The following is a 24,021-nucleotide window of genomic DNA, read 5'->3' as shown; positions in this document are numbered from 1 at the left end:
CCGCATCGCGATCCATTGATCCAACTCAACGGGTCTACGTGCCGCGCAGGTATGGTCTAGATTCCATCGCCAAGGCCACCAGGGGAGCACCCCATGTACCATTCCGCAGATCCCGCCACGCAGCCGAACGCTGATCAGGCCGGGGAACAGGCGACCGTTCCGGGGCATTTCTATCTTGTCGGGGGCGGTATTGCCTCGTTGGCAGCCGCCGCCTTCCTGATTCGCGACGCTAACGTACCCGGCTACCTGATCACCATCCTCGAAGCACTCGACAAACCGGGTGGCAGCCTCGACGGCGGCGGTTCGCCCCAGGAGGGCTACGTCGTGCGCGGCGGCCGAATGCTCGAGAGCAAATACCTCTGCACCTACGATCTGTTCGACTCGATTCCCACGCTAGACGGCCGCAGCAGCGTCACGAAGGAAATCTTCGACTGCAACGAGACGATCCGCACGTCATCGAAAGCGCGGCTCGTGCGCGATGGCCGACGCGAAGACACGCCCGCTTATGCGCTCACCGAAACACAACTGCTCACGCTTGGCCGTCTTTCACTCGAACCGGAAGCGCTGCTCGGCAACAGCCGGATTTCTGACCACTTCGAGCCCGCATTTTTCGAAACCAACTTCTGGATCATGTGGTGCACGACGTTCGCCTTCCAGCCCTGGCATAGCGCCGCTGAATTCCGGCGCTATCTGCTGCGTTTCGCGCATATGGCCCCGGGCTTCAACCAGTTGCACGGCATCATGCGCACGGTCTACAACCAGTATGACTCCATGGTGCGGCCGTTGCGCAAATGGCTCGACGAACGCGGGGTGCGATTTCGCGCCAACGCGCGGGTCATCGATCTGCGATATGACGAAAGCGGCAAGCTGAACCGGGTCGTGGGTTTTGTCTGCGAGCAGGACGATCGCCGTGTTGAGATTCCGCTCGGCGAGATGGACAAGGTCATCGTGACACTCGGTTCAATGACGGCGGGATCGAGCCTCGGCAGCACGGACCGCGCGGCGGTGCTTAAACAGGACGACAGCAGCGGCGCGTGGGCGCTGTGGAAGACTATCGCCGCTGGGCGCAGCGAGTTCGGTCATCCGACGGTATTCGCCGATCACATCGATGAATCCCAGTGGCTCTCCTTTACCGCCACGCTGCACGATCCGACGCTGTTCCGCCTGATCCGCGATCTGACCGGCAATGTACCTGGTGAAGGCGGGCTGATCACGTTCGCTCAATCGAACTGGCTCGCTTCAATCGTCCTGCCGCATCAACCGCATTTCATGGGGCAGCCAAAGGAGGTCGAGGTTTTCTGGGGTTACGGGCTCTTCGTCGACCGGCCGGGCAATTTCGTTGGCAAGCCGATGATCGAATGCACGGGCCGCGAAATCATGACAGAGCTTCTCGGCCACTTGCACATTCGAACGGAGGCGCCAGGCATTCTCGACGACGCGATCTGCATTCCGTGCCTGATGCCGTTCATCACCAGCCAGTTCCTGCGGCGCAAACGGGGCGACAGACCGAATGTCGTGCCTGAGGGCTGGGCAAACCTCGCATTTGTCGGACAGTTTTGCGAGTTGCCGAACGACGTCGTGTTCACTGTCGAATATTCGGTGCGCTCCGCGCAGACCGCTGTGTACAAGCTGGTCGGCTTGGAGCGGTCTGTTCCGGCGGTGTACAAAGGCCAGTACGATCCACGCGTGGTGTATGGCGCGGCTTCGGCTCTGCACAGCCATTAACCGCAAAGTCGCTTTGCACCCCTGTAGACGCTGACAGTCCCTGCGGTGCGTGTACGCTGAGAGGAACGCCTTGGATCTTGACGGAACACCGCTAAAGCGACGCGGTCCGCTCTGGGAACGGCTCAAGGAACACCCGCTCGCGCGGATCGGACCCGGCCTCATCACGGGCGTCGCCGATGACGACCCGAGCGGCATCGCCACCTATTCACAAGCCGGCGCGCAATTCGGCCTGAATATGCTTTGGATCATGCCGCTGGCCTTTCCCTTAATGGCCGCCGCCCAGTCCATGTGCGCGAACCTCGGTCGCGTGACCGGCAAGGGTCTGGCTGCGAACATCAAGGACGCGTTTCCACCGGTCGTGCTCCACGGTGTGGTGCTGCTGTTGCTGGTGGCCAATACACTGAACATTGCCGCCGACGTGGCCGCCATGGGAGAAGTCGCGCCACCGGTTACCGGGCATAGACCGGCACGTGATGACTGTCTGTTTCGTGTTCGCCACGCTGCCGCTGCAGATTTTCGTCGCCTACCGCGGCCGCCCAGACGGCGAGCGCGCTGCGGCCGCTCGCTGGCGACTTTGCGTATCTCCTGTTCGCACTCGGCATACTCGGCGTCGGATTCATCGGCGTGCCGGCGCTATCCGGCTCCGGTGCCTATGCGTTGGCGGAAGCGGTAGGCTGGCATGAGGGACTGGAGCGCAAACCACGAGATGCGCGCGGCTGCTACGCGATCATCGCCGTGAGCGTGCTGGCCGCGCTGGTCATTCAGTATTCGTCGACCAGTCCGATGAAAGCGCTGTTCTGGAGCGCGGTCATCAACGGTGTGGTGGCCATGCCGCTGATGGTGGTAATCCTGCTGCTCGTCTCGAAGCGCGCGGTGATGGGCAACCTCACCGCAAGCAGGCCGCTTCTCGTGCTCGGCTCGATCGCGACGTTGGTGATCGGCGCCGCTGCCGTGGTGATGCTGCTGCCGGTCCAGGCACGGCATGCGGGTCAGCAGACCCACTCCAGCGCGTCGTAATGCGCGAGATGACGTTTAAGCACGTTGACGAAAACCATCAACGAGGGAGCCACTGCGCCCCGCTCCACCTCCCTGGCGCGCACCTTACATTGCGCGACCGGCGCCTTGCCGGCCAAAGCGCGCATTTCGTCGAACGCCGCCTGACTACCCATGCCGCCAAAGCTGCAGAAAAACGCTACATGCCGGAGCTTGAGCCGGTTCTCGAGCAGGTACTCACGCACGGGCGCCGACACCGAGCCGGCCCAGATTGGTGTCCCAACCACCACGAGGTCGTACTGGGAGGTATCGAGCCCTGCCGGAACGATCTCGCTCGGCCGCTTGCGCCACGAGTCGAACAGACAGCGCATGTAACCCATGGCGCCGAGCCGTTCGGTGCAGTCGCAGATTTCCTCGAAGTCTGCTGACAGCATTTTGGCGAGTGTGGACGCCAGCACGCGCGTGGTGCCGGAACGCGAAAAGAAAACGACTAGAACGCGGGCTTCAGACATGACTCGCTCCTTCTCCGGAACCGCCAGGGCGCGCAAATGGGCGCCACGCATGCTCGGAGCATAGGTGGCGGCGCGCCGCGGTTCATGACGCAGGTCAAACAACGCCTGGACGCAAGCGTGCCTGCGCTGACGTTGATCTGTATCAACCCCGACTGCGCCATCGTTCCTAGACTCAAGCTCACTTATCCGCGCGTCACCGTCCCTTCCAGGAGCGACTGCCATGAGCTTCAAAACAATCGTTGTCCATCTCGACACCAGCCCGAAGGCCCATCCGCGACTTGAAATCGCGCTGCGGCTAGCCAGACAGTTCGGCGCGCATCTGATCGGTGCGTTTGCAGTCTTCAGCCCGGACCCGCGCTCGCTCTACGTGATGGCGGGGACCGCGGAGTACTACCGGACGCATGAGGAGTTGCGCACGGAGCGGCGTGCGGCGCTCGAACGGCTGTTTCATGCCGAACTGCGGCGTGCCGAGGTATCGGGTGAATGGGTCGCCATTGACGAGCCCGCCAGTCTCGCCGTGCCGCACGCTGGCCGCTGCGCGGACCTCATCGTGGCCGGCCAGGACAATCAGGGAGATCCGGAATCGTATGTCGGCGACTTCTTTCCGGAAAACCTCGTGCTGTCGTGCGGCCGCCCGGTGTTGCTGGTGCCTTTTGCAAGCAACGAGAGTGCTACTGGCAGCCGGGTTCTGATCGCATGGGACGGCAGCCGCGAAGCCACCCGCGCCGTGCATGACGCGCTGCCGTTCATGCTCGCGGCGAAGAAAACCACGATCGTCACCGTCAATGGCATGCGCGAGTTCGAGCGCGCCCGGATCCCTGGCGTGGACATCGCCAACATGCTCGCCCGGCATGGCGTACGCGTCGAGGTCGCCAACATCGAAGCAGGCGCGGGCGCCCCGGTTGGCGAGGTACTGCTCTCTCAGGTGGCCGACAACGGCGCCGACCTGCTGGTGATGGGCGCGTACGGCCACGCCCGCTGGCGCGAACTGGTGATGGGCGGCGCCACGCGCACGATACTCCGCTCCATGACAGTCCCCGTGCTCATGTCGCACTGATGTCGCACCGGATGCGGCACGTTCCCTTCCCGCCAAGGAGTTTTCCCCATGTACAAACTCATTCTGGTTGCGGTCGACGGCAGTGAAACTTCGTCGCGCGCGCTGGCCGCCGCCGTCGACCTAGCCCTGGCGCGCGAGTCCGGTGCGCAAGTGCAGCCGCTCTACGTGGTGGACGTGCCGTTGATGTCCTACGACGTGCCCGGCTACGACCCATCCTACGTGCGCAACGCGCTCGTCGAGGAAGGCCATCACGTGTTGGCCGACGCCACCGCGCTGATGGCTCAAGCGGGCGTGGAAGGCTCGCCGCGCATGGTCGAGACCGACCTCACGGGCGAAGACATTGCTCATCGCATCCGGGCCGCAGCGCTGGAATTCAACGCGGATGTCGTGGTGATGGGCACCCACGGGCGTCGCGGCGTGCGGCGGCTCGTATCTGGCAGCGTCGCCGAACGTTTTCTGCGCATCGCCAGTTGCCCGGTGTTGCTGGTCTCCATGCACTGTGCGCCGTCCGCCGCGAAAGCCGCCCCGGTCGCGGAAGAACTCGTCAAGGATCCGTCATGAATTGCAAGACCCTGCTCGTACACCTCGACGACAGCACCCGCAGTGCCGCCCGGCTCGACTATGCTCTCGACGTGGCTGCACGCCACGACGCCCATCTGATCGGTCTTTACGCAGTTTGCGAAGTTTTGACGGAACCGCTCTTTCTGCAAGGTGAAGACAGATGGAGCGCTGCCTGTGAAGCGCAACGCGACCGCAATCTCAGGAGCGCGCAAGCTGCTTTCTTTGCGGCGGCCGAGCGCGCCGGGTGCAGCGCCGAATGGCGAGCACCTGGCGGCCCGCCGACCGCGGCGGCGATCCTGCACGCGCGCCATGCCGATCTGCTCATCCTTGGCCAGTTCGATGCCCGCGACACGGGGGCCTATGTGGCGCGCCAGTTCGTCGAGGACTTGATCATGGGTGCAGGGCGACCCGCAATTGTGCTGCCCTATGCGGGACCGATCCGCCCGCAGATGGACAACATGATGATCGCCTGGGACGGCGGCCGCGAAAGCGCGCGTGCCGCGACCGACGCGCTGCCGCTCCTGCGACGCGCCAGTTTCGTCACTGTATTGAAAGTACACAGTCAGAGGCACGGTCAGCCGCTCCATGACAAACCGGCAGGCATTGACGTGGCCGCCTGGCTGGAGCGGCACGGCGTTAAAGCCAGCTTCACGGCGATTCCGAAAGTGGCTGGCGTAGATACCGGCGCCACGCTGCTCAATGCATTGGCCGACCGCCACATCGACCTGCTGGTCATGGGTGCGTATGGCCATGCACGGGTCCAGGAACGGCTCCTCGGCGGCGTTACGCGCACCGTGCTGGAGGCCATGACCGTGCCGGTGTTGATGTCGCATTGAGTGGTACGCCGGCAGCCGATCTGGTACGCCGGCGTCCGCACCAGGCTGCCAGCGCCGCGCCCGGCGACACTGGCATGAAGCCAGCGTTTCACGGACAATTATGCAAAGCTGGTGTCCAGTCAGCGCAAACACCGCCTGAGAGACGTGCCTGCCCCAAGCGGCACAGTATCTATGTCGGCGCGTAGCGCGACTGATTTGGTTCGCAGTCTTTCCAGAGAGGCGCACATGCCCGTCAGCGGTAAGACGCCCCACGCCCGCAGTGCTGGTTTGCTCGGCTCGTTTGCGGCTCGGCCGGCTTGCGCCGCGGTGATGGCGTTCGTCGTGACGCTGGCTGCGATGGCGGCCGCACGGCGGTGGCTGGAACCAGCCTTGGTGCTGTGCGCCGCGGCGGCCCTGTTTCCGGCCACGGGTGCCTATATGCTCGTGCACGCGCGTCGCGATTCTTCAGCAAGGAGCAACGCGAGCGTCGGAACCACTCAGTCTGCCGTGAACGAGGCCCGGATGATGGCGATCATCCGTTCGTCGATGGAGGCCATCATTAGCGTTGACGATCAGCAGCGGGTGGTCATTTTCAATCCGATGGCGGAACAGGTTTTCGGTTGCTCCGCCATGGATGCGATCGGTGCGCCGCTAGCCCGCTTCATTCCGGAGCGGTTTCGGGCGGCGCATGCTCACCATGTCGAGCAGTTCGGCGTGACCGGCGTGTCTGACCGGCAGATGGGCAAGCAACGCGTGCTATCGGGCTTGCGCGCCAACGGCGAGGAATTCCCGCTCGAGGCTTCGATCTCTCAGATTCGCGATGGCGACACGCGGCTTTGCACGGTCATGCTGCGCGACATTACGGAGCGCGTCAAAGCGGAGCACGGACAACGCCGGGCGCGCCAGGAGCTGCGCGAACTGTCCGCCAATCTGCAGAACATCCGTGAGGAAGAAAAAACGCGCATTGCACGCGAGTTGCACGACGATCTCGGCCAGCAACTCACTGCGCTGAAAATGGACATCTCCTGCGTCGAGCAGGCGCTGGACCCGGCTGTAAGCGAAGCGGTGCTCGATCAGTTGCAAGGCATGCGCCGGCTGATCGATGCGACTGTCGCTTCGGTCCGCCGCATTGCCGCCGATCTGCGACCGGTCATGCTTGACGACCTCGGTCTGATTCCCGCGATCGAATGGCTTGTGAACGACTTCACCAATCGCTACGGTATCGACGTGGAGCGCGACATCAGGATCGGCGACGCGCGTTTCACGCCGGCCGGCGCCACAGCATTGTTCCGGATCGTTCAGGAAGCGCTGACGAACGTCGCGCGTCATGCCACCGATGCCAGCCTGGTCACACTCGGCCTGCACGCTCAGGATCAGACTTTCGTCCTGAGCATCGCCGACAATGGCCAGGGCGCGCGCCGGCCCGAGGAGCCGGCGGCCAAGTCTTTCGGTTTACTCGGTGTTCGCGAACGCGCGCACATGCTCGGCGGCGCTGTCGATATTCATACCGCTCACGGCAAAGGCTTTGTGTTGACTGTGACCATTCCGACGGAGAGCGTGCAAATGCAGGAGTTGCAGACATGACCCGCGTGCTGATCGCCGACGACCATGCGATGGTGCGCGACGGTCTGCGTCATATTCTCCAGAGCGCGAGCGGCTTCGACGTGGTCGGTGAAGCGAACGACAGCGCCAGCACCATTGCGCTGATCCGCGGGCGGGCTGCCGATGTGCTGGTGCTCGATCTGTCGATGCCCGGCCGTAATGGCGTCGAGTTGATCAAACAGATCAAGGAAGAAAAGCCAGCGCTTCGCGTTCTCGTGCTGACCATGCACGCCGAACAACAATACGCGGTGCGCGCGTTCAAGGCAGGTGCGTCCGGTTACCTCACGAAGGAGAGCGCGAGTGCGGAGCTGGTGTCGGCCGTGACCAAAGTGGCCGCCGGTGGCGTGTATGTCAGCCTTGCAATGGCCGAACGTTTTGCGCAAAGCCTGAACGAGCCGGCCGATCTCCTGCCGCATCAGCGTTTATCCGATCGGGAATTCGACGTCCTGAAGCGGATTGCGGCCGGCCAGACCATCACCGAGATTGCGGCCGACCTGTGTGTGAGCAGCAAGACTGTCAGCACGTACAAGACGCGCATCCTCGAAAAGATGCAGATGCCCCACGAGGCCGCGCTGGTGCGCTATGCGATGCGTCACAAACTGGTAAGCGACGAAGAGGACGGCATCTAGCTGGATGTCAGGCACCCGTGCCGATTCCGGTAGTCTGTCTGATCCACGTAGGAAACGCCCTACACGCCTTCCCACACGCCTACTCGAAGTTCGCTCCATGCCGATTTTATTTTGAGACAGTGCGGCCGATACTTCGAGCCATGAACTCGAACCCTGGCCTCCGCACCCTGCGTGTATTTCTCGTTGACGATGCAGTCTCCGTGCGGCGCCGTATGGCCGCGCTGTTCGGCGCACTCGACGGCGTGGAGATCGTCGGCGAAGCGGAAGAACCCGGCGCTGCGTTCGCAGGCATCAACTTGCGCATGGCTGATCTGGTCGTGACGGAACTGCACCTGAACGGCGGCACCGGCATGGAGCTGCTAGCGTTGCTGGCACAAAGACTGCCGCATGTGATTGTCATGGTGCTCACCAATCATTCCGGCACTTGGTTCCGGCGCGCATGCCTGACCGGTGGCGCCCACTACTTTTTCGACAAGACCGGCGAATTCGATCTCGCACGAAACACGATCCGGCGGCTCGCCAACGAGCATCGCACGCACGCTGTTCTTCAATCAGGAGCACATCATGGCTGACGTCGCCACCTATGCCGACATTTCGCCCGCGTTTGCCCATGTGCAAGCATCGCCGCCCGACGGGCAAATGCCGGCAGGCGTGTGCGCGCCGCGCAATGACGCACTGCGCTGCACGGCTTGCTCGATGCGCTCGATCTGCATGCCGCAAGGCCTGACACCCGAGGAATTGCAAAGGATTGAATCACTCATCTGCCCTTCCCGAACCATCAGACAGGGCGAAGCGATCTATCGCGCGAACGACTCGTTCCAGAGCATCTTTGCTGTGCGCGCCGGCTCATTCAAGACCGTCATCACGCACCGCGACGGTCGCGAACAGGTCACAGGATTTCATCTCGCCGGCGACTCGCTGGGCCTGGACGGCGTGTGCTCCGGCTACCATAGCTGCGACGCCGTGGCGCTCGAGGACAGCAAGGTCTGCATCATTCCGTTCCATTTGCTTGAAGCGATGTGCCGCGAAGTCAAAGTCGTCCAGCAACACGTGCACCGCATGCTGGGCGGCGAGATCGTGCGCGAGTCGTCACAGATGATGTTGCTCGGCACCATGTCCGCCGACCAGCGGGTCGCCACGTTCCTGCTGAATCTGTCGGACCGTCTGAGAATGCGTGGGTATTCACCGGCTGAATTCCACCTGCGCATGACGCGCGAGGAAATCGGCAGCTATCTAGGGATCAAGCTTGAAACGGTGAGCCGGATGCTCTCCAGATTCCAGCGCGACGGGTTGATCGATACACGCGGCAAAGACATCCGCATTCTCGATCACGGCGGCCTTGTACGGGTGTGATTGTGACTCTAGCCCGCGGTACGGTGCATGGCGGGAAACGCCGCGACCATGAGGCCGCGCTCATCACAGAAGCCGGCAACGCTAAAGCATCGTGAGCACCGCGGCCCCTGTCAGCCTGCCTTCACGGAGATCGTTCAGCGCCCGATTGGCATCGGTGAGCGGATAAGTCGTCGTTTCAATCGCGAGGCGCATCCCGGCCGCAACGCGCATGAAGCCACGCCCGTCATCGCGCGTCAGATTCGCGACCGACACCACATGCCGCTCGCCCCACAGAAACGCGTACGGAAACGACGGAATGTCGCTCATGTGAATCCCGCCGCAGACCACTACCCCACCCTTCGTGACCGCTTGCAAGGCTTGCGGAATGAGCGCGCCGACCGGTGCGAAAAGCAGAGCCGCGTCGAGTTCGTCCGGCGGCGTTTCGTCGCTGCCGCCCGCCCACGCGGCGCCGAGACGCAGCGCTAGTTGCTGGGCCGCGTGATCGCCGGCGCGTGTGAACGCATACACCTTGCGCTGCTGATGGCGCGCGACCTGCGCGACGATATGCGCGGCGGCGCCGAATCCGTAGATGCCGATTCGTTGCGCGTCGCCCGCCATGCTCAATGTGCGATAGCCGATGAGGCCGGCACATAGCAGAGGCGCCGCTTCGATGTCCGTATATTGTTCTGGCAGATGAAAGCAATAGCGGCTGTCGGCAACGGTACGCTCTGCATAGCCGCCGTCGATTGTATAGCCGGTAAAACCGGCTCTATCGCAGAGATTTTCGCGCGCTGACAGGCAGAAACGACAATGCCCGCACGTGTGTCCGACCCACGGCACCCCCACGCGATCACCAACAGCGAACCCCGACACGCCCGCTCCGAGCACGGCTACCGTGCCGACGATTTCGTGGCCCGGAATGACGGGTTGCTTCGGATGCTCGAGTTCATGGTCGATCAGATGAAGGTCGGTGCGGCATACGCCGCACGCGTGAATATCGATCAGGATCTGGCCGGGCCCAGCGGTGGGATCGGGCACGTCCTGCTCACGCAGCAGCGCCGCGCTACCGTCGAACACCATCGCACGCATCCCGTTCTCCTCGACATTTTCAAGCCGGCCCGCAGATCGAAACTGCACGCTGCGGCAAAATCAGACGCCCTGCGCCGAACTTACTCATAAAACCGGAAGAAGCCACCGTGCATCAGCACTGGTTTGGCGCCGATTTCATTGAGGAGTCGTCGGGCGGCGTGTTCGATCGGATGCCGATTGGAGTTAAATGCGGCGATCAGATCGTCTTCGCGCAGCGAAGCGGCACCGAAATGATCTTCGAGTGCTTCGGCAGTGATGGCGCACTGCACATGTGCCCCATCCACCTCGGCCGGAAAGGCAGTGACAAGATCGCGAGCGCAATACTCCGGCCGTTCCTCGGGAAAATAGATCTTCATGGCCACCACCTGTTGCATCGCGCAGGATCAGAGACAGGAGCGGCGTCTATGCACACCCACGCGTCGTGCATGTCTCCCCGCACACACTCATTTCTGTGAGAGGGCCGTCTGTCACCAGAATAGGCGCTAAGCGCAATACGTCAAATTCGACGCGTGCACACAGGTTGACCAAGGTCAATGGCATTCGAGTCGTAGCGTCTACACTGAATTTATCCCCCGGAAAGGAACGTGCGGTGAACACCCTAATCCGAATAGGTCTCGCGGCAGGTGCCATGGTTGTACTGACTGGATCTCCCGCACAAGCCGAGACCGAGCCGACCGCGCTAGTCGATCAGCAACACTGCATGTTTTGCCATACCCGCGATGCACCGTTTCTGGCGCCGTCGTTCCAGCAAATTGCCGAGCGCTATCGCAATGTGCCGGATGCGCAGTTCATGCTCGAGCACAAACTGCGGCTGGGTGGAAAGGCCCATTGGGGCGACATGGCGATGCCATTACCAGCCGACCGCGGCGCCCCGTTGTCCGTGGATGACGCACACACATTGGCGCAGTGGGTATTGAGTCAGTGACATCGTCCCGGCAGACCCACCTTTCGTTCCTGATTAACACCGTCCGTTCTGGAGATTCACATGCGCCTCACAGTCCACCTCGACACGTTCGATCGTGTTCATCCAATGGCATTTGCAATCCTGTGGCTCGACAAGGACACACGACAGTGGTCCCGCGAAGGTCATTTCGGTTTAGACCTGCCGGAATGGGGCGCATTGCACGTGGACTGCGGCAACACCCTCGCGTATGGTGCGGACGGTTCGGCGCCGGTATGCGTACTCGAAGGGCTTGATCTGAACGACGGTGATGGGCCGTTCGAAGGTCAGACCGGGCGCGTGCAATGGTGCATGATACGCGGCCGCGACATGGTGTCAGGCCACTGGCATGTGCAATGTATCGACACCGAGCAGATCGAACCGGAACACGGCCTCTTTGCAACCGGCCACGACGGGGCAAGCGCTGACCTGACCGGCATCTCAAGGGGCTAGCGCCATGGGCCTTACGACTGATCTGGAAGGCATTCGCCACGCTTACGGGCTTTGCTTTGTATGGGCGCCGTGGGCTTATGTCACGCGTTTGCCAGTCAATGAGCAATGGGGCGATGGCTGGGAACGCGCGCCTTACGAAAAACATGCTGGCCTGCCTTACAACGACGCCGCGCAGCAGATTCTGACCGTCGCGTTTGACGGGCCGCTGCTGCAACCCGACGCTGCTTATGACGGCCGCCCGCGATGCGTCAATGAAATCAATCGAGGAGACGCGCCGTGGCTGACGTCAGGGCTCTTGCGATCGCGCTTGAGACGCCGGACGATAACTCAAGATTCACACTGAAAGGTATCGCGTACAAGGCGTTGTGCAATGGGTGCGGTTTTTGCCGTCACCCGTCACGGCATCACACTGATGCCCGTGTACGAGCAGGTGCTGGACCGGTCAAGAGATTGTCCCGAACTGTTCGCGCGGATTCGGCTCTGCCTGCCGGGGGATTGTGGGAAGCCGGGCAAAACGATCGTTAGCCTTCTCGTTGCAGATACTGGCGACTATTCTGACGATGGGACGACGCAGTTGGGTTGAACCTGTCCGCATTTTTGTGTGCGAGGCGGCTAGCGGATTTACCCGCGTGCGTTGGTGAAGCGCTCACCAAACAGGATGGCATACTGGTTCATGGCTGATTTCCAGTCGAAGGTAGCCCGTACGGACTTTGCCAGCACGTTGCGCAGAGCCAGCCAGAGCAGCTTGATAGCCGCCTCGTCACTGGCAAAGTGTCCGCGGGTCTTGATGATCTTGCGCAGTTGCATGTTCAGACTCTCAATGGCATTGGTAACCGGCATGATATAGCCGGTGCCTCACGGTCCCGCACCGGGCGGTTCAGGCGTATGGTGTGACCATCCGGAACAAGGGGCACTGGGGAGCACTTCGGGTGGGCAGGCCGTTGTTACACGATGAGCCGCGAGCTCGTGTTAGTAGTTGGCCGCCCCTGCGACCCGCCCGGTTGCGCTGCGAGCGCGAATCCGTAGTTTCAGCAAGCCGTTGCATCGACCGGTTGAAGCCGCAACCCAATGCTGCCGCTCGGACTAGGCCTATTCCGACGGCGGCATCCCAAGGGATGCTGTTGAAGAAATCGCTGACCGCCTCTTTCCCGAGAGGTTAGATGGTGTGCCGGCGTGCCCGTGCGGCGCGCGGTAGGGATTGAGGCTTCTGGACATCCTGTCTCAGTCCCGCACTCGACGACATGTGTTCAGAGAGCGGCACTCGGTCAATATTGGCGCATTACTGGGCCGGCGCGCCTGACCTAAATTGTTTTATGCGCTTGGCCGTCGTGTCCGCCCAATAATCCATCACATGGTCTGCGTCGCCCCATTTTCCGGCACCCGCATTCTCGAGGCTCATTCCGCCGGCACGGCCGTCCACCGCTTCGGCGAGAACCTGTCCGGTCTGACCGTCCGTGATCTCGCCCTCGCCCTGTGCCGAACCGGCGAAGGCATAGGTGTCCGTCCCGAGGCTCTGCACCATATTGAGCAACCGGGCCTGCGGGATGATCACCGAGATCGTGCGCAATCCCGGCGTCCCGCTCGTAACGTTGGTCAGTGCGGCGCGGACGACCAAAACGTGTTGGCCCTGCAGTTCGACAATCGGCAGCACGCTCGACAGGCTAGTTTTCAACTTGGTGTAGAAATAGCTCGTCAATATCTGCTGCTCCCTCGCGTCGACAGGTTTGGCGGAATCGTTGATGAACACCACAGGCTCGAGGAAGACTCCCGTGTAGGAATTCCAGCTTACATTCGGATTGACGTAGCGAAGCCGCGCCTCGCCTTCCTTGCCCGGGTGCAGCAGGGAATAATTGGTCAGAAACCCCGTTTTCGATGCCTTTTCGACATCCGAAAGCGGTTGCTCGTTTGTGACAGCACAGGCGACCAATGCCATCGTCGCCAGCAGAGGACATATGTTCTTCAACATCGTCTCACCCTCCGTTGCGCCCGCCTGCACGGGCGACATATAGCGGTTAGCTACCGCAGAAGAAATGGAAGAGACAATTTCTGCGCCCAACGCTCGTACTCGGGCACGTCAATAATCAACGTAAGGTGCCCAAGCGCCTGTCGGAGTATCGGTATTTGGCTTGCCAATCAGCATGCCCCTTGGCATGGGGCGGCAACCTCACTCTGCTGACGTCAATATTGATAGCGCTTCAATTGGAAGGAAGGCCATTAGACTTTGGCCCTATTCTGATACTTTATTCTGAAATTAGGCTTAAGCGAGGCTGACAAACCGCCGACGTGCATCCCGCACAAATGCCTCTTTATCCTTTGAGATCCGACGTTGCCGCAACGTCGGTTCGAGCGGCAGTTGTGGGTCGAACTGAGTCGGCCATCATCGGGCCGAGTGCGGGCCAGCCTCAGCGAATCCACGAATACCCCTCGACCGTCCGATGTTGGAATCGCTGACGACGCTGAATCGGTTCGCCAGGAAACTTGGTGCGCTTCGAAAGGCAATTGTCTAACTAGGTAGTTAGACTAACGCCTCGGCGAATCCCACCTCAAGGATGGCGTATGCGATACCTGATGGGTGACATCCCCCAGCTTATGCATTTGCTTTTGTCGGTTTTCACGGAGAGGCCGCAGCCGGCCGTAGAGAAGGGGCTTCAGCGCTATCTCTGGCGCCATATCCGCTTCGATTATGCGGAGCAGCTTGCGGACGCACTAGACGATGTGCGTTCGGGGGCGACCGGCGATTTTCTCTACCACAAAGCGAGCGGCCTAATCTTTGCGCATGTCGAGTTCGGCTATCACCGGTTATTGCTCGCACATCTCTGCGCGCTGCACAAGACAGATTTTTCCCGCGACCACGTGGAATGGAACGTGCACCGGTTCGGGTACATGGACCCGCTCAGACAGCTTGCAGACGACTGCGTATTGGAGGGACACGCCTTGTTTCGGTCGTCCTTCTCGAAGGGGGCGCAAATCACGGTTGGGCAGGCCTTCAAATGGGAGCCGCTTGAGCGAGCCGCCTTTGGTAAATTCGAACAAGATGTAATTTGAACTTGCCGCCCCGCTTCAATATTGTGCTTGCGAACGTCCGCAAAGGGCGGCGATTCGACCGTTCTCAAATGGGGAGCCGAAGGACCGTCGTGGGTCGAAAGTTCGCGTTCGCTGAATGCGTACGCGGCCACTCAACACCAATGAGCTAACATCGGCTTTGGCCAGCGAAGCGACTTTCATTCCCGCGGTTTCTACGTCGCTTGCCAGTTCTCCCTGAAAAAGGGATTCCCCGCGCGAGCTCATAGAGTTGATCAGAATCGTGAACTGAAGCCTCTACCCCTGGCAAGATTGAGCAGACGGTCGGCGTGCTGGCGCCACCCTGTCGCGACATCTGAATGCGATCGAGACGGAGATCGTGCAGGCCGGACTGGCCGGCTTCGCGGTCCCCGACGTGCCGCCGGAGATCGCGGGGCAGATGCGAGCCTTGTGGGAGGTCGCCGTCGCGACGCAGCTCGCCGGCGTGATGCGGCTGCGGCAGGAAGCGGAACGCAGCCGGGAAGCGGCCGACACCGCGCGTCAAGAAGCGGAACTCCGCATCGAAATGCTCCGCACCGAACTCGCCGACCTGCGTGCCCAGTTGGCCGCGCGCGATGAGGAACTGGTGGAGCGGCGACTCGAAAGCCGCGCTCTGCAGGAGCGAACACGTCTGCTGGAATCAGCCAGCACTGAACTGCAGTCGCAACTGGCGACCCGCGTCGACGGTACTCGAGCGTACCCTGCGACAGCACCGCCGGCGCTTCCGTCCTGCGGCACCGGATGAAGGGCAGAACGGCGCACTCACCGCGCGCGCCGGGTCCGCCCGCCCGGACCTCGCGCCGCTGCCCGCCGGGGTGGAGCCGGCGTGGCTCGCGCGTGCCGGACGCTTCGCGAATCCGGTGCCGCTCACCAACACGCTGGGGGTGGCCGACGACGCGCAGGCGGTCAAACTGTTCCTGCACGAACGCGCGTCGCACTCGCCGTACGGGCGCTCTACCGCTTCGCCGGCGTGCGGCTCGCCGAACTGGTCTGGAATGAGGCACTGGCGCTGCCACATGTTGAAGTCGATGCAGCCCACCAGTGGACCCTCAACGTGATGGGCAAGGGCAACCGGCGCCGCGCGATCCCGCTGCCGAGCGCCTGTATGCCGGCGCTGCGGGCGTACCGCCGTGCCGTCGGACTGCCAGCCGATCCTGCGCCGGGCGAACGCCTGCCGCTGATCCATAGCGAGCGCGGCCGGGCGCTGGGCCCAAGTGGACTCTACGATGAGGTCCGAGCGGTGTTTGCACTGGCTGCGACCCGCCTGCCGGTGGAGGACACGGCCATGCGCGCGGCCCTGGAAGCAGCCTCCACGCACTGGCTGCGTCACGGCTATGCGCGCACCCTGGTGGTCGACCACGGCGTCCCGTTGCCTGTCGCGCAGGCGCTGCTGGGGCACGCGTCGGTGCAAACGACGGCCGCCTACGCGCGCACGGGACAGGCCGAGGCGCGGGCGTTTGTCGAAGGGAGTTTTCCGCTAGCTAACGAATAACGATGCCTTTGGGCGGTTCCGAGAGAACGCTAGCTATCCGGCTGGCGCCACTTAACGGAAGGGTGATCCAGCTCTCTTGCAGACACGAACTCGGTTTATTGGCGCCGAATTGCGCAGCGCGATGGAAGTGCCATCGACGGCAAGGTCTAGTTCACCTTGCCATGGACACCATGGTGTCGTCCTACGACTAGGCGCGAAGTTCGCCAGAGAAGCGACCACATTGACAGAACTCGCAACGAGACCGCCAACTTACTGTATCCACACAAGGCACGCACGCATGGAGCACCGGCGGCATGGCAGAAATTCGTGCAGTGCAGTACAACGGTTAAAACCGCGCCGGCACTTTCGTTTTCTCTATGAGTTCGACGACGGCTGAGCGACCGCACAACGGAGGTCAGGATGGCAACGACAAAAGACATTCCCACGATCGGTCTAGCCCTCCAGGGCGGCGGCGCGCACGCTGCATTCGCGTGGGGCGTACTCGACCGCCTGCTGGACGAAGTCGAGCAAGGGAACTTGTCGATTCGCGCGCTCAGCGGCGCGAGCGGCGGAGCGCTCAATGCCGCGGCATGCGCATACGGGCTGAGCAGAAGTCCGACCGACGCCAAACGAGCGCTCGAACAACTGTGGACGCTGGTCGGCGCCAGTTCGAAGTGGCAGCCGTTCTACAACTTCCCCGCGAACATGCTGAAGTCGCCCGGGCGCTGGAACGTAGATCTCAATCCCGCGATACTCGCGCAAAGCATGCTCCAGCCGTTCGCCTCTCCGTACGCGATGCCATGGCTGACCAATTCCCTTGGCTCCATCATGGAAACCGTGATTCCGGACTTCGCGGTCGTCAATCAGCTAAGCGATGCCGTGCCCAAGCTCTACGTGGCGGCGACCAACGTCAACCTGACCGCATTGCGTATCTTCGAACCCGGCGAAATTTCGGCGAAGGCGTTGATGGCCTCCGCATGCTTTCCCACTCTGTTCGAGGCGGTGGAAATCGGCGGCGAATTCTATTGGGACGGCGGCTACATGGCCAATCCAGCGCTCGCGCCGCTCGTCGAGTGGGTCGACGACATTCTGAGCGTGCTCATCGATCCGCTGTGTACGAAACATGGGCCGCCTGAACGCCCCAGTGAGATCAACAACCGGATCAACGAAGTCAGCTTCGGCGCGTCGTGGGTCACGGAAGTCCGTCAGATCCAGTTGATCAACGAACTCGCCGCTGAAAACCCTGGCCTCGTTCACAAGGGCAAGCCGTACACGCCCAAACGCTTTCACGTGATTCGCGCCGATCGCTTCATGGACGAGATCGGCGCCGCATCGAAGAACACGCCCTCCATCGAGTTTTTCCGCGCCTTGCGGCACGCGGGCCATGCCACGGCGGATAGATGGGTGCGCGATTGCTTGCCGAACGTCGGCAAGACGTCCACTTTCGACCTCGACAAGCTCGTGAAGAGCCGCGTCAAAGGGACGCCCGCCGCGATTCACACCGTCCAGCGGGCCGAGGGGACAACGCTTCGATGAGCCTTGCAGGACCGAGCCGAAAGGAGTCGGCTCGTCTTCGCGCGGGGCCGGTTTCGTCACGCTGCAAGAAGGCGCGGCGGCAACGGTACGGGCGTCTCCAGGGTCGGTCAACAAAAAGCCGGCGCCGGGCTTGACCCGTGCGCCGGCTTCATTTCTTGCGAATCGCCGAGAAAAGCGCGACTCAGGTTTCGAGCTTCGCGTCCATCGTGATCGTGGCGTTCAACACTTTCGACACCGGGCAGCCGGCCTTGGCGTCGGCGGTCGCCTTCTCGAAGGCGGCTTTGTCGCCGCCGGGGATTTTCACGGCCACGTCGAGATGCACCGCGGTGATCGTGAAACCGCCGCCGTCCTTATCGAGCGTGACGGTGGCCGTCGTGCCGATGCGTTCGGGCGTAATGCCGGCCTTGCCTAGTTCCGCCGACAGCGCCATCGAGAAACACCCCGCGTGCGCAGCCGCAATCAGCTCTTCCGGATTCGTGCCGATGCCGTCAGCGAAGCGTGTCGAAAACGAGTATTGGGTCTCCTTGAGGACGCCGCTGTCGGTGGAAATCGAGCCCTTGCCGTCTTGCAGGCCACCTTGCCAGACTGCCGATGCCTTGCGCTTCATCGCTCTCTCCTGTTTGTGCCTGCGTCGCGCGCTGTACGACCGAATCCGATGCCCACCGCAACGGTCCCGCCCTGGGTGATTTGCGGTGTCGGCATCGGTCGCGAGTTCCCCAAGAGACTTCCTTTGGGGGCGTCTCGCGCGGCGCTGCGGGCGCGGGCGTGGACCGAACTTCATCATAGGCGCTTCCGTGTGCCAGCGTCGTGACGATTCCGGTAATCGATCAAAACGGAAGCCAACCCAAAAACTATATCAATAACGGTAACGATCTTTTCGCCGCAGGCCGCTTTTTCACCGACTCCGTAAGAAATAAACTCATTTCAACGGATCGGCACAGAGCAATCAACCGGTCTCATCAACAATCGAATATTGGAGATCATCATGAAATCACTTATTTCCGCAGTCGTTATCGCATCGGCGCTCATCGTGCCGGCTGTTTCGTTCGCTCAGCAGGCGAACGGTCCCGCGACACGCGCTCAGGTGCGCGCTGAACTGGTTGTCGCGCAAAAAGCAGGCCTTCTGGATCAGAACGACACCAACTATCCGAAGACCGTGCCGCAAAGCGGTACGGCAGTGGCCGCCGTCGCGCAGGGTTCGCAGGATGTCGGCGGAATGAAGGCGGGTTCGTCGGATGCCGGCGCGCGGGAGTCGGTGCAGCAACGTCTGTTCTCGACGTATCGCGGCCAGTAAGCCGCAAGCCGCGCGGCTGACGATGCAGTTCTGGCCGGCCGTGTCGAAGTTCGCTACCGGCGCGCCCGCGCAATTGCGCAACGGCGCGGCCACACTGCCCGCTACTCAGCGAACGGCAAACTCTCCTGCCCCACCGCGCGCATGTCGAACACGTTCAGCGTCATCGCCACCAGGGCGTAGTAGCCAAGCAGGCCCACGAGGTTGATCACCACCTGATGCCCGAAGCGCTCGACCGCCTTCGCATGGATCGCGTCCGAAACGCGCTTTGTGTCGTACAGCTCGCTCGCGAAGTCGTGAATCAATGCGTCGTCGGCATCCGCGAAATCCGGGCGTTTGCCCTGACGAATCGTCTCGGCGTCCGCTTCGGACACGCCGGCTTGCAGCGCGATCGGATAGTGGATGTACCACTCCGCCTGCGCCCGCCAGCGTGCCGCGGTCACCAGAATCGCCAGTTCCGACAGGCGCAGCGGCAAACCCGTCTTGTAGCGGCAAAATGCGCCGAGGCGCTGCGCGTGCTGCGCGAGTTCGGGGCTATGGATCCAGCCAAGAAACGGTCCGTTCAGATTGCCGCGCGGTCCCGACAGGATTTCGTCGAGCACGGCTTTCTGGTCGGGCGTCGCGTTGCTGGCGTCAAAGGGTGGCAGACGGTTGGGCATGGGAAGCTCGTCGGGAATGAATCTCGGGTTCAGGTTCGATCAGGCAGCGAGCGCGCCTTGGATCGCGTCCGTCAGGCGGCTGACGATCTGTTCGATATCGCGCGGCGTGCAGATGAACGGCGGCGCGAGCAGCACATGATCGCCGATCTTGCCGTCGACAGTGCCGCCCATCGGGTACACCATCAGCCCACGCTGGAACGCCTCGCGCTTGATCGCGGCGTGTAGCTTCAGTTTCGCATCGAACGGCGTTTTCGTCGCGCGATCCTGCACGAGTTCCACGCCGACGAAGAGACCGCGGCCACGCACATCGCCGATATGCGGATGCCGCGCGTAGTACTCGCGCAGCAGCGAGCGCAGTTGTTCGCCGCGCGCTTGCACATTGTCGAGCAGATGCTCGTCGGCGATCACGCGTTGCACTTCGAGCGCCGCCGCGCAGGCCGTCGCGTGACCGATATACGTGTGACCATGCTGGAAGAAGCCTGAGCCGCCCGTGATCGCCTGATAGATGCGATCGCTCACGAGCGTCGCGCCGATGGGCTGATAACCCGCGCCGAGGCCCTTCGCGATGGTCAGCAGGTCGGGCGCGACGCCGTCCTCTTCGCACGCGAACAGGTAGCCCGTGCGGCCCATGCCCGACATGATTTCATCGAGAATCAGCAGCACGCCATAGCGATCGCAGACAGTGCGGATCTTGCGGAAATACTCGCGCACTGGCGGCACCGCGCCCGCCGTCGCGCCGACCACCGTCTCCGCGACGAACGCCGCCACCGTGTCCGGCCCGAGTTCCAGAAGCTTCTGCTCGAGTTCGTCGGCGAGTCGCTGGGCGAACTGCTCTTGCGTTTCGTCCTCGCGTTGCTCGCGATACGCGTAGCACGGTCTCACGTGATGCGCGCCGATGAGAAGCGGCAGAAACGGCTCGCGGCGCCATGCATTGCCGCCGATCGCAAGCGCACCCAGCGTATTGCCGTGATAGCTCTGACGGCGCGCGACGATATGGCGCCGCTGCGGCTGCCCCACTTCGACGAAGTATTGACGCGCGAGTTTCAGCGCGGCCTCGACTGCTTCGGACCCACCCGACACGAAATACACGTGCTCCAGACCTTGCGGCGCATGATCGACGAGGTAGCTGGCGAGTTCCTCGGCGGGCTGTGTCGTGAAGAACGACGTATGCGCGTACGGCAGCTCCTGCGCCTGACGCTTGATCACCTCGATCACGCGCTGGTTGCTGTGGCCGAGGCACGAAACGGCCGCGCCGCCTGATGCGTCGATGTAACGCTTGCCCGTCGAATCGATGATCTCGATGCCCTCGCCTTTGACGGCGACGGGCAACGTCTGCTTCGGCATGCGGTGAAATACGGTAGTCATGCGCTTTCCTTCGATGAGGCAGCCGGTGGCTGTCAGGCCGCCGTGCGTGCGATAAAGGTTTCGAATACGACGGCGCGTTGCGCGTGCACCCGCAAGGCGACACCTTCGGCGCGAATGCGGAACAGCGCTGTCGCGAGCGTGTTTTCGCCATCGGGATCGTTCGGGTCTTCGCGATAGATGGGCAAGCCAGTCGGCGCCTTGTCGCGCAGCATGTCGACGAGCGCGTCGCCGTCGATATCCGTGCCGCGCTGCTCCAGCAATGTCGCGACACGTGCCTGACGATCGCGCGACGAATCCGTGACGATCTGCGCTTCGCCGTTGCAACCAGGATGAACCATGTGATTCGCGTGCCCCGACGCGCGTGCGATCTGAGCGATCGAACAGCGCATCGCCGTGGCCTCGATGCTCAGCACACGGCTGTCGCCGGCTGCGCCGAGTGTGTGGTGAAAGCCGCTCGCCCGCGGCGTGTCGCGCAGCATGTGCGCGGCTGCGTCGAGCGTCCGTGCGTCAAGCACCGCGCGCGCCAGAATCATGCGCGGCACGCCTGCCACGGGCTGACGGATGCGCAGATTGTTGATGGTCTGCACGAGGCCCGCGCGGTTCGCCGCGAACGTATGACCGGGCAGCGAACCGGGGTAATAGAAACTGATGAAGCCCGGCTTGCCCTTCGGCTGTACGTCGACGATCGAAACCTTGCCGGGCAGGAAAGGATCGCCGTCTTCGTTGTGCGCGATCAGGGTCTCACCGCTGCGGGACGCCGCGAAGGTCGTGCAACCGTCTGGCGCATTGTGAATCAGTTCGCCGCGGCAGTTCCAAAGGAAAATGTCGTCCGCGAGCCAGCCCAGACCCGCGGCCATGCCGTCGAGCTCGGCCAGCTGGTCGGGCAAGTGCGCGCGCGCCGCCTCGCGCAGATGCTGTACGAAGGCATGGCCGCGCCACTTCTGCACGTCGCGCCAGGCCGCGCTCTGTCGCATATACGCATCGAATACTGGCCGTGCCAGCACGCCGAGCTGACTGCCGATTTCATACGGCTCGCCGGCTATCCGATGCAACGCCCAACCCCGCTTCGACACACGACACCTCGACCATCAATCAACACGCGATGCGCATTTATAGTTCACGACAACATATGTTGTCAATGAGAATGCACGTTGCCAGTCTGTTGTCGTCAGCGCGGTGGCCGTTTCGTCAGGGCACGTAGGCGCCCTTCGCGTGCAACGACTGTTCGGCAAGTTCGAGTTGCCGAATGGCGTCCGTGCCTTCGAGCGCGAGCAGATGCGCGACGAGCGATTCGGCAATGGCCGTCGCCGCCACCAGCGACGGGAAGAACGACGGGCTTTCGTGTGAAAAGATCAGCACCTTGTCGGCGTTCAGCGCGATGGGCGACACGGCGCTGTCGGTGATGGCGATCAACTTGCTGCCCTTTTCGAGCGCCGCTTCGGCGACGCGCGCCGCCTCGACGGAATAAGGCGCGAAACTCACGACGATGGTTGCACTGTCGCGCTCGATGCCGCGCAACTGCATTTCAAGCGTGCCCGCTTCGCCCGTCAGCAGCGAGACGGTCGAGCGAAACAGCCGGCAGCCATAGACGAACCCGAACGCGACGGGATAGCACGAGCGGAAGCCCGCGACATGCACGTGCGGTGCGCGCCGCAGCAGCCGGGCCGCTTCGACGGTGACACGCGCGTTGTGCGCGGCCGTCACCTCGAGATTGTGCTGATGCGCAACGAGCAGATCGTGCGCGAGCGCATCTTTCGCGTGGCCTTTGACGAGCGAGCGGGCGCGGCTGGTCAAAGGCTCGGGACGCGTGCGCACGCGCGCGACGAATAGATCGCGCAATTCGTTCCAGCCCGGGAAGCCCAACTGCTGCGACAGCCGCACGAGCGACGCGGGTTGCACCTGCGCGCGCTCGGCAACCTTGCGCATCGACGAAACGGCCACCTCATCGGGATGATCGAGCAGAAACGCCGCGCCCATCTGGAATTGCGGACTGAGTTCCGGAAAGCGTCCGCGAATCAGGGCGGCGAGCTGGTCGAAGTTGTCGGGCATACGGTGTACCGGGCGATGGGATTGACAACAAATGTTATCACCGGGTATGCCCGTCGAGGCTTCTCGTGCTTGATGCATCCGCCTCCGTGATCCTTGATCTATCAGGCGGGTCTGTAATTACCATGTGAAGCATCGATCAAGTCGGCTGGGTATGGGCAAACACGGCAACGATACTATCTATTCCGCCTCGGTCAATTTGCATACCTTTATGAATGTGTTCACAGCCTGGTTCCACCAGCATGAGTGCGATCGAAGCCTGGTAGGCATCGCTTCGGTGCATAGGATGTGCGCCACATCGTAGGGAGTCCGGCTCCGTACCTTGAAATGTGCGGGGCATTCAGAATAGACTCATTCGGGGAGGGCACTCCAATGAGAGACGTGTGACTCACAATGGGAGAATCATCGTGCGAACTCCAGTTCCGCGTACCACGCGCACCGTCCTGAGCGTCATCTTTGCCCTTACGATCTCGGCGCTTTGCGACTCGCCTGCCTTTGCTGCAGGTTTGAAAACCGCTGCTTCCGACGAAGCGCCCTTCCTGGCGGAGAACGATACCGCTATGACAAGGATGATGGACGGCATGTCCGTAAAGCCGACTGGCGACGTCGATCGCGATTTCGTCGCAATGATGGTGCCTCACCATCAAGGCGCCATCGACATGGCACAGGCTGAACTGCGCCATGGACACAACGAACAATTACGCCGCATCGCACAAGAGATCGTCGTCGAGCAACAGCAAGAAATTACTGCCATGCGCGTCGCGCTCGGGCAACTATTGCCGCCGTCGGCGCCCGCTCCGGACCAGCAAAAGCCCGCTTCTATCCCGACCGCACACGCCCACCCGACGCCCACGACGGTATGCCAGTGAACATGCGGAACCATAT

27 protein-coding genes and 2 pseudogenes are annotated in these 24,021 nt (G+C 62.3%); 19 read left to right on the top strand and 10 right to left on the bottom strand.

Annotated features, from left to right (window positions below):
* Positions 1 to 93 precede the first annotated feature (93 nt).
* Complete coding sequence (locus RI103_RS25035; RefSeq protein ID WP_310818314.1) at positions 94 to 1,725, top strand: oleate hydratase; 1,632 nt, start codon at positions 94 to 96, stop codon at positions 1,723 to 1,725.
* Positions 1,726 to 1,795: 70 nt separating this feature from the next.
* Positions 1,796 to 2,742: pseudogene (locus RI103_RS25030) on the top strand (NRAMP family divalent metal transporter).
* Here the strand turns inward: RI103_RS25030 and RI103_RS25025 are convergent.
* Positions 2,715 to 3,230, bottom strand: a complete 516-nt coding sequence (locus tag RI103_RS25025) for a flavodoxin (RefSeq protein ID WP_310818313.1) — start codon at positions 3,228 to 3,230, stop codon at positions 2,715 to 2,717. The pseudogene RI103_RS25030 and the gene RI103_RS25025 overlap by 28 nt on opposite strands.
* A gap of 220 nt (positions 3,231 to 3,450) precedes the next feature.
* Between RI103_RS25025 and RI103_RS25020 the strand changes: the two genes are divergently transcribed.
* The 7 genes from RI103_RS25020 to RI103_RS24990 all read left to right on the top strand — a co-directional run bounded on the left by RI103_RS25020 (position 3,451) and on the right by RI103_RS24990 (position 9,247).
* On the top strand, positions 3,451 to 4,287 hold the full coding sequence (locus RI103_RS25020; RefSeq protein ID WP_310818312.1) for a universal stress protein: 837 nt from the start codon (positions 3,451 to 3,453) through the stop codon (positions 4,285 to 4,287).
* Between the two features lie 48 nt (positions 4,288 to 4,335).
* Positions 4,336 to 4,848 carry a universal stress protein gene (locus tag RI103_RS25015; protein WP_310818311.1) on the top strand — a complete coding sequence of 171 codons (513 nt, stop codon included), beginning with the start codon at positions 4,336 to 4,338 and terminating at the stop codon, positions 4,846 to 4,848.
* Positions 4,845 to 5,684: a universal stress protein gene (locus RI103_RS25010; protein ID WP_310818310.1), complete on the top strand. Its 840-nt coding sequence runs from the start codon at positions 4,845 to 4,847 to the stop codon at positions 5,682 to 5,684. The genes RI103_RS25015 and RI103_RS25010 overlap by 4 nt, the downstream gene beginning before the upstream one ends.
* Before the next feature lie 225 nt (positions 5,685 to 5,909).
* The gene (locus RI103_RS25005) at positions 5,910 to 7,247 is read left to right on the top strand and encodes a PAS domain-containing sensor histidine kinase (protein ID WP_310818309.1); all 1,338 of its coding nucleotides are present in this window, start codon (positions 5,910 to 5,912) and stop codon (positions 7,245 to 7,247) included.
* The gene (locus tag RI103_RS25000; protein WP_310818308.1) at positions 7,244 to 7,894 is read left to right on the top strand and encodes a response regulator transcription factor; all 651 of its coding nucleotides are present in this window, start codon (positions 7,244 to 7,246) and stop codon (positions 7,892 to 7,894) included. Before RI103_RS25005 ends, RI103_RS25000 begins: the two co-directional genes overlap by 4 nt.
* A gap of 140 nt (positions 7,895 to 8,034) precedes the next feature.
* Positions 8,035 to 8,466 carry a response regulator transcription factor gene (locus RI103_RS24995; protein ID WP_310818564.1) on the top strand — a complete coding sequence of 144 codons (432 nt, stop codon included), beginning with the start codon at positions 8,035 to 8,037 and terminating at the stop codon, positions 8,464 to 8,466.
* A complete protein-coding gene (locus tag RI103_RS24990; protein ID WP_409077028.1) occupies positions 8,459 to 9,247 on the top strand; it encodes a helix-turn-helix domain-containing protein in 789 nt (262 codons plus the stop codon). Before RI103_RS24995 ends, RI103_RS24990 begins: the two co-directional genes overlap by 8 nt.
* Before the next feature lie 81 nt (positions 9,248 to 9,328).
* Here RI103_RS24990 and RI103_RS24985 read toward each other — a convergent pair whose 3' ends face one another.
* Together RI103_RS24985 and RI103_RS24980 are read right to left on the bottom strand one after the other, a co-directional pair.
* Positions 9,329 to 10,315: a zinc-dependent alcohol dehydrogenase family protein gene (locus RI103_RS24985; protein WP_310818307.1), complete on the bottom strand. Its 987-nt coding sequence runs from the start codon at positions 10,313 to 10,315 to the stop codon at positions 9,329 to 9,331.
* A gap of 80 nt (positions 10,316 to 10,395) precedes the next feature.
* Positions 10,396 to 10,671 carry a DUF1488 domain-containing protein gene (locus tag RI103_RS24980; RefSeq protein WP_310818306.1) on the bottom strand — a complete coding sequence of 92 codons (276 nt, stop codon included), beginning with the start codon at positions 10,669 to 10,671 and terminating at the stop codon, positions 10,396 to 10,398.
* A gap of 272 nt (positions 10,672 to 10,943) precedes the next feature.
* Here RI103_RS24980 and RI103_RS24975 point away from each other — a divergent pair, with 272 nt between their 5' ends.
* The 4 genes from RI103_RS24975 to RI103_RS24960 are packed head-to-tail and all read left to right on the top strand — an operon-like array spanning position 10,944 to position 12,291.
* Positions 10,944 to 11,240 carry a cytochrome C gene (locus tag RI103_RS24975; RefSeq protein WP_310818562.1) on the top strand — a complete coding sequence of 99 codons (297 nt, stop codon included), beginning with the start codon at positions 10,944 to 10,946 and terminating at the stop codon, positions 11,238 to 11,240.
* A gap of 60 nt (positions 11,241 to 11,300) precedes the next feature.
* Positions 11,301 to 11,708 (top strand): DUF3564 domain-containing protein, encoded by a 408-nt coding sequence (locus RI103_RS24970; RefSeq protein WP_310818305.1) that lies wholly within the window; start codon positions 11,301 to 11,303, stop codon positions 11,706 to 11,708.
* A gap of 4 nt (positions 11,709 to 11,712) precedes the next feature.
* The gene (locus RI103_RS24965) at positions 11,713 to 12,051 is read left to right on the top strand and encodes a hypothetical protein (protein ID WP_310818304.1); all 339 of its coding nucleotides are present in this window, start codon (positions 11,713 to 11,715) and stop codon (positions 12,049 to 12,051) included.
* Positions 12,052 to 12,078: 27 nt separating this feature from the next.
* Positions 12,079 to 12,291, top strand: a complete 213-nt coding sequence (locus tag RI103_RS24960; RefSeq protein ID WP_310818303.1) for a hypothetical protein — start codon at positions 12,079 to 12,081, stop codon at positions 12,289 to 12,291.
* Between the two features lie 38 nt (positions 12,292 to 12,329).
* Here RI103_RS24960 and RI103_RS24955 read toward each other — a convergent pair.
* Together RI103_RS24955 and RI103_RS24950 are read right to left on the bottom strand one after the other, a co-directional pair.
* Positions 12,330 to 12,551 (bottom strand): annotated as a pseudogene (locus RI103_RS24955) (transposase); the annotation flags it as partial.
* A 436-nt stretch (positions 12,552 to 12,987) separates the two neighbouring features.
* Positions 12,988 to 13,674 carry a DUF3313 domain-containing protein gene (locus RI103_RS24950; protein WP_310818302.1) on the bottom strand — a complete coding sequence of 229 codons (687 nt, stop codon included), beginning with the start codon at positions 13,672 to 13,674 and terminating at the stop codon, positions 12,988 to 12,990.
* Between the two features lie 590 nt (positions 13,675 to 14,264).
* Between RI103_RS24950 and RI103_RS24945 the strand changes: the two genes are divergently transcribed.
* The 4 genes from RI103_RS24945 (at position 14,265) to RI103_RS24930 (ending at position 17,775) form a co-directional block, all read left to right on the top strand.
* Positions 14,265 to 14,753: a hypothetical protein gene (locus tag RI103_RS24945; protein ID WP_310818301.1), complete on the top strand. Its 489-nt coding sequence runs from the start codon at positions 14,265 to 14,267 to the stop codon at positions 14,751 to 14,753.
* Positions 14,754 to 15,072: 319 nt separating this feature from the next.
* Complete coding sequence (locus RI103_RS24940) at positions 15,073 to 15,513, top strand: DNA-binding protein (protein WP_310818561.1); 441 nt, start codon at positions 15,073 to 15,075, stop codon at positions 15,511 to 15,513.
* A gap of 225 nt (positions 15,514 to 15,738) precedes the next feature.
* Complete coding sequence (locus tag RI103_RS24935) at positions 15,739 to 16,260, top strand: site-specific integrase (RefSeq protein ID WP_310818300.1); 522 nt, start codon at positions 15,739 to 15,741, stop codon at positions 16,258 to 16,260.
* A 399-nt stretch (positions 16,261 to 16,659) separates the two neighbouring features.
* On the top strand, positions 16,660 to 17,775 hold the full coding sequence (locus RI103_RS24930; protein WP_310818299.1) for a patatin-like phospholipase family protein: 1,116 nt from the start codon (positions 16,660 to 16,662) through the stop codon (positions 17,773 to 17,775).
* A 181-nt stretch (positions 17,776 to 17,956) separates the two neighbouring features.
* On the opposite strand, the gene RI103_RS24925 is transcribed toward RI103_RS24930, so the two are convergent.
* Entirely contained in the window at positions 17,957 to 18,382 is a 426-nt protein-coding gene (locus RI103_RS24925) for an OsmC family protein (protein WP_028194665.1), read from the bottom strand.
* A 378-nt stretch (positions 18,383 to 18,760) separates the two neighbouring features.
* Between RI103_RS24925 and RI103_RS24920 the strand changes: the two genes are divergently transcribed.
* Positions 18,761 to 19,069, top strand: a complete 309-nt coding sequence (locus tag RI103_RS24920) for a DUF4148 domain-containing protein (RefSeq protein WP_310818298.1) — start codon at positions 18,761 to 18,763, stop codon at positions 19,067 to 19,069.
* A 101-nt stretch (positions 19,070 to 19,170) separates the two neighbouring features.
* Here the strand turns inward: RI103_RS24920 and RI103_RS24915 are convergent, their stop codons facing one another.
* From RI103_RS24915 to RI103_RS24900, 4 genes are all read right to left on the bottom strand, one after another.
* A complete protein-coding gene (locus tag RI103_RS24915; RefSeq protein ID WP_310818297.1) occupies positions 19,171 to 19,725 on the bottom strand; it encodes a carboxymuconolactone decarboxylase family protein in 555 nt (184 codons plus the stop codon).
* 39 nt (positions 19,726 to 19,764) lie between these two features.
* On the bottom strand, positions 19,765 to 21,090 hold the full coding sequence (locus RI103_RS24910) for an aspartate aminotransferase family protein (RefSeq protein WP_310818296.1): 1,326 nt from the start codon (positions 21,088 to 21,090) through the stop codon (positions 19,765 to 19,767).
* A 32-nt stretch (positions 21,091 to 21,122) separates the two neighbouring features.
* Positions 21,123 to 22,163, bottom strand: coding sequence for a C45 family peptidase (locus RI103_RS24905; protein WP_310818295.1), 1,041 nt, complete (start codon positions 22,161 to 22,163; stop codon positions 21,123 to 21,125).
* A 115-nt stretch (positions 22,164 to 22,278) separates the two neighbouring features.
* Complete coding sequence (locus RI103_RS24900) at positions 22,279 to 23,139, bottom strand: MurR/RpiR family transcriptional regulator (RefSeq protein ID WP_310818294.1); 861 nt, start codon at positions 23,137 to 23,139, stop codon at positions 22,279 to 22,281.
* Positions 23,140 to 23,543: 404 nt separating this feature from the next.
* On the opposite strand from RI103_RS24900, the gene RI103_RS24895 reads away from it, so the two are divergent.
* Entirely contained in the window at positions 23,544 to 24,005 is a 462-nt protein-coding gene (locus tag RI103_RS24895; protein ID WP_310818293.1) for a DUF305 domain-containing protein, read from the top strand.
* The last annotated feature ends 16 nt before the right edge of the window (positions 24,006 to 24,021 follow it).

Origin of the sequence: Paraburkholderia sp. FT54, from assembly GCF_031585635.1 — a bacterium.
Lineage (GTDB): Bacteria > Pseudomonadota > Gammaproteobacteria > Burkholderiales > Burkholderiaceae > Paraburkholderia.
The sequence above is the reverse complement of the archived record's forward strand: the minus strand, read 5'-3'. Positions and strand labels throughout refer to the sequence as shown.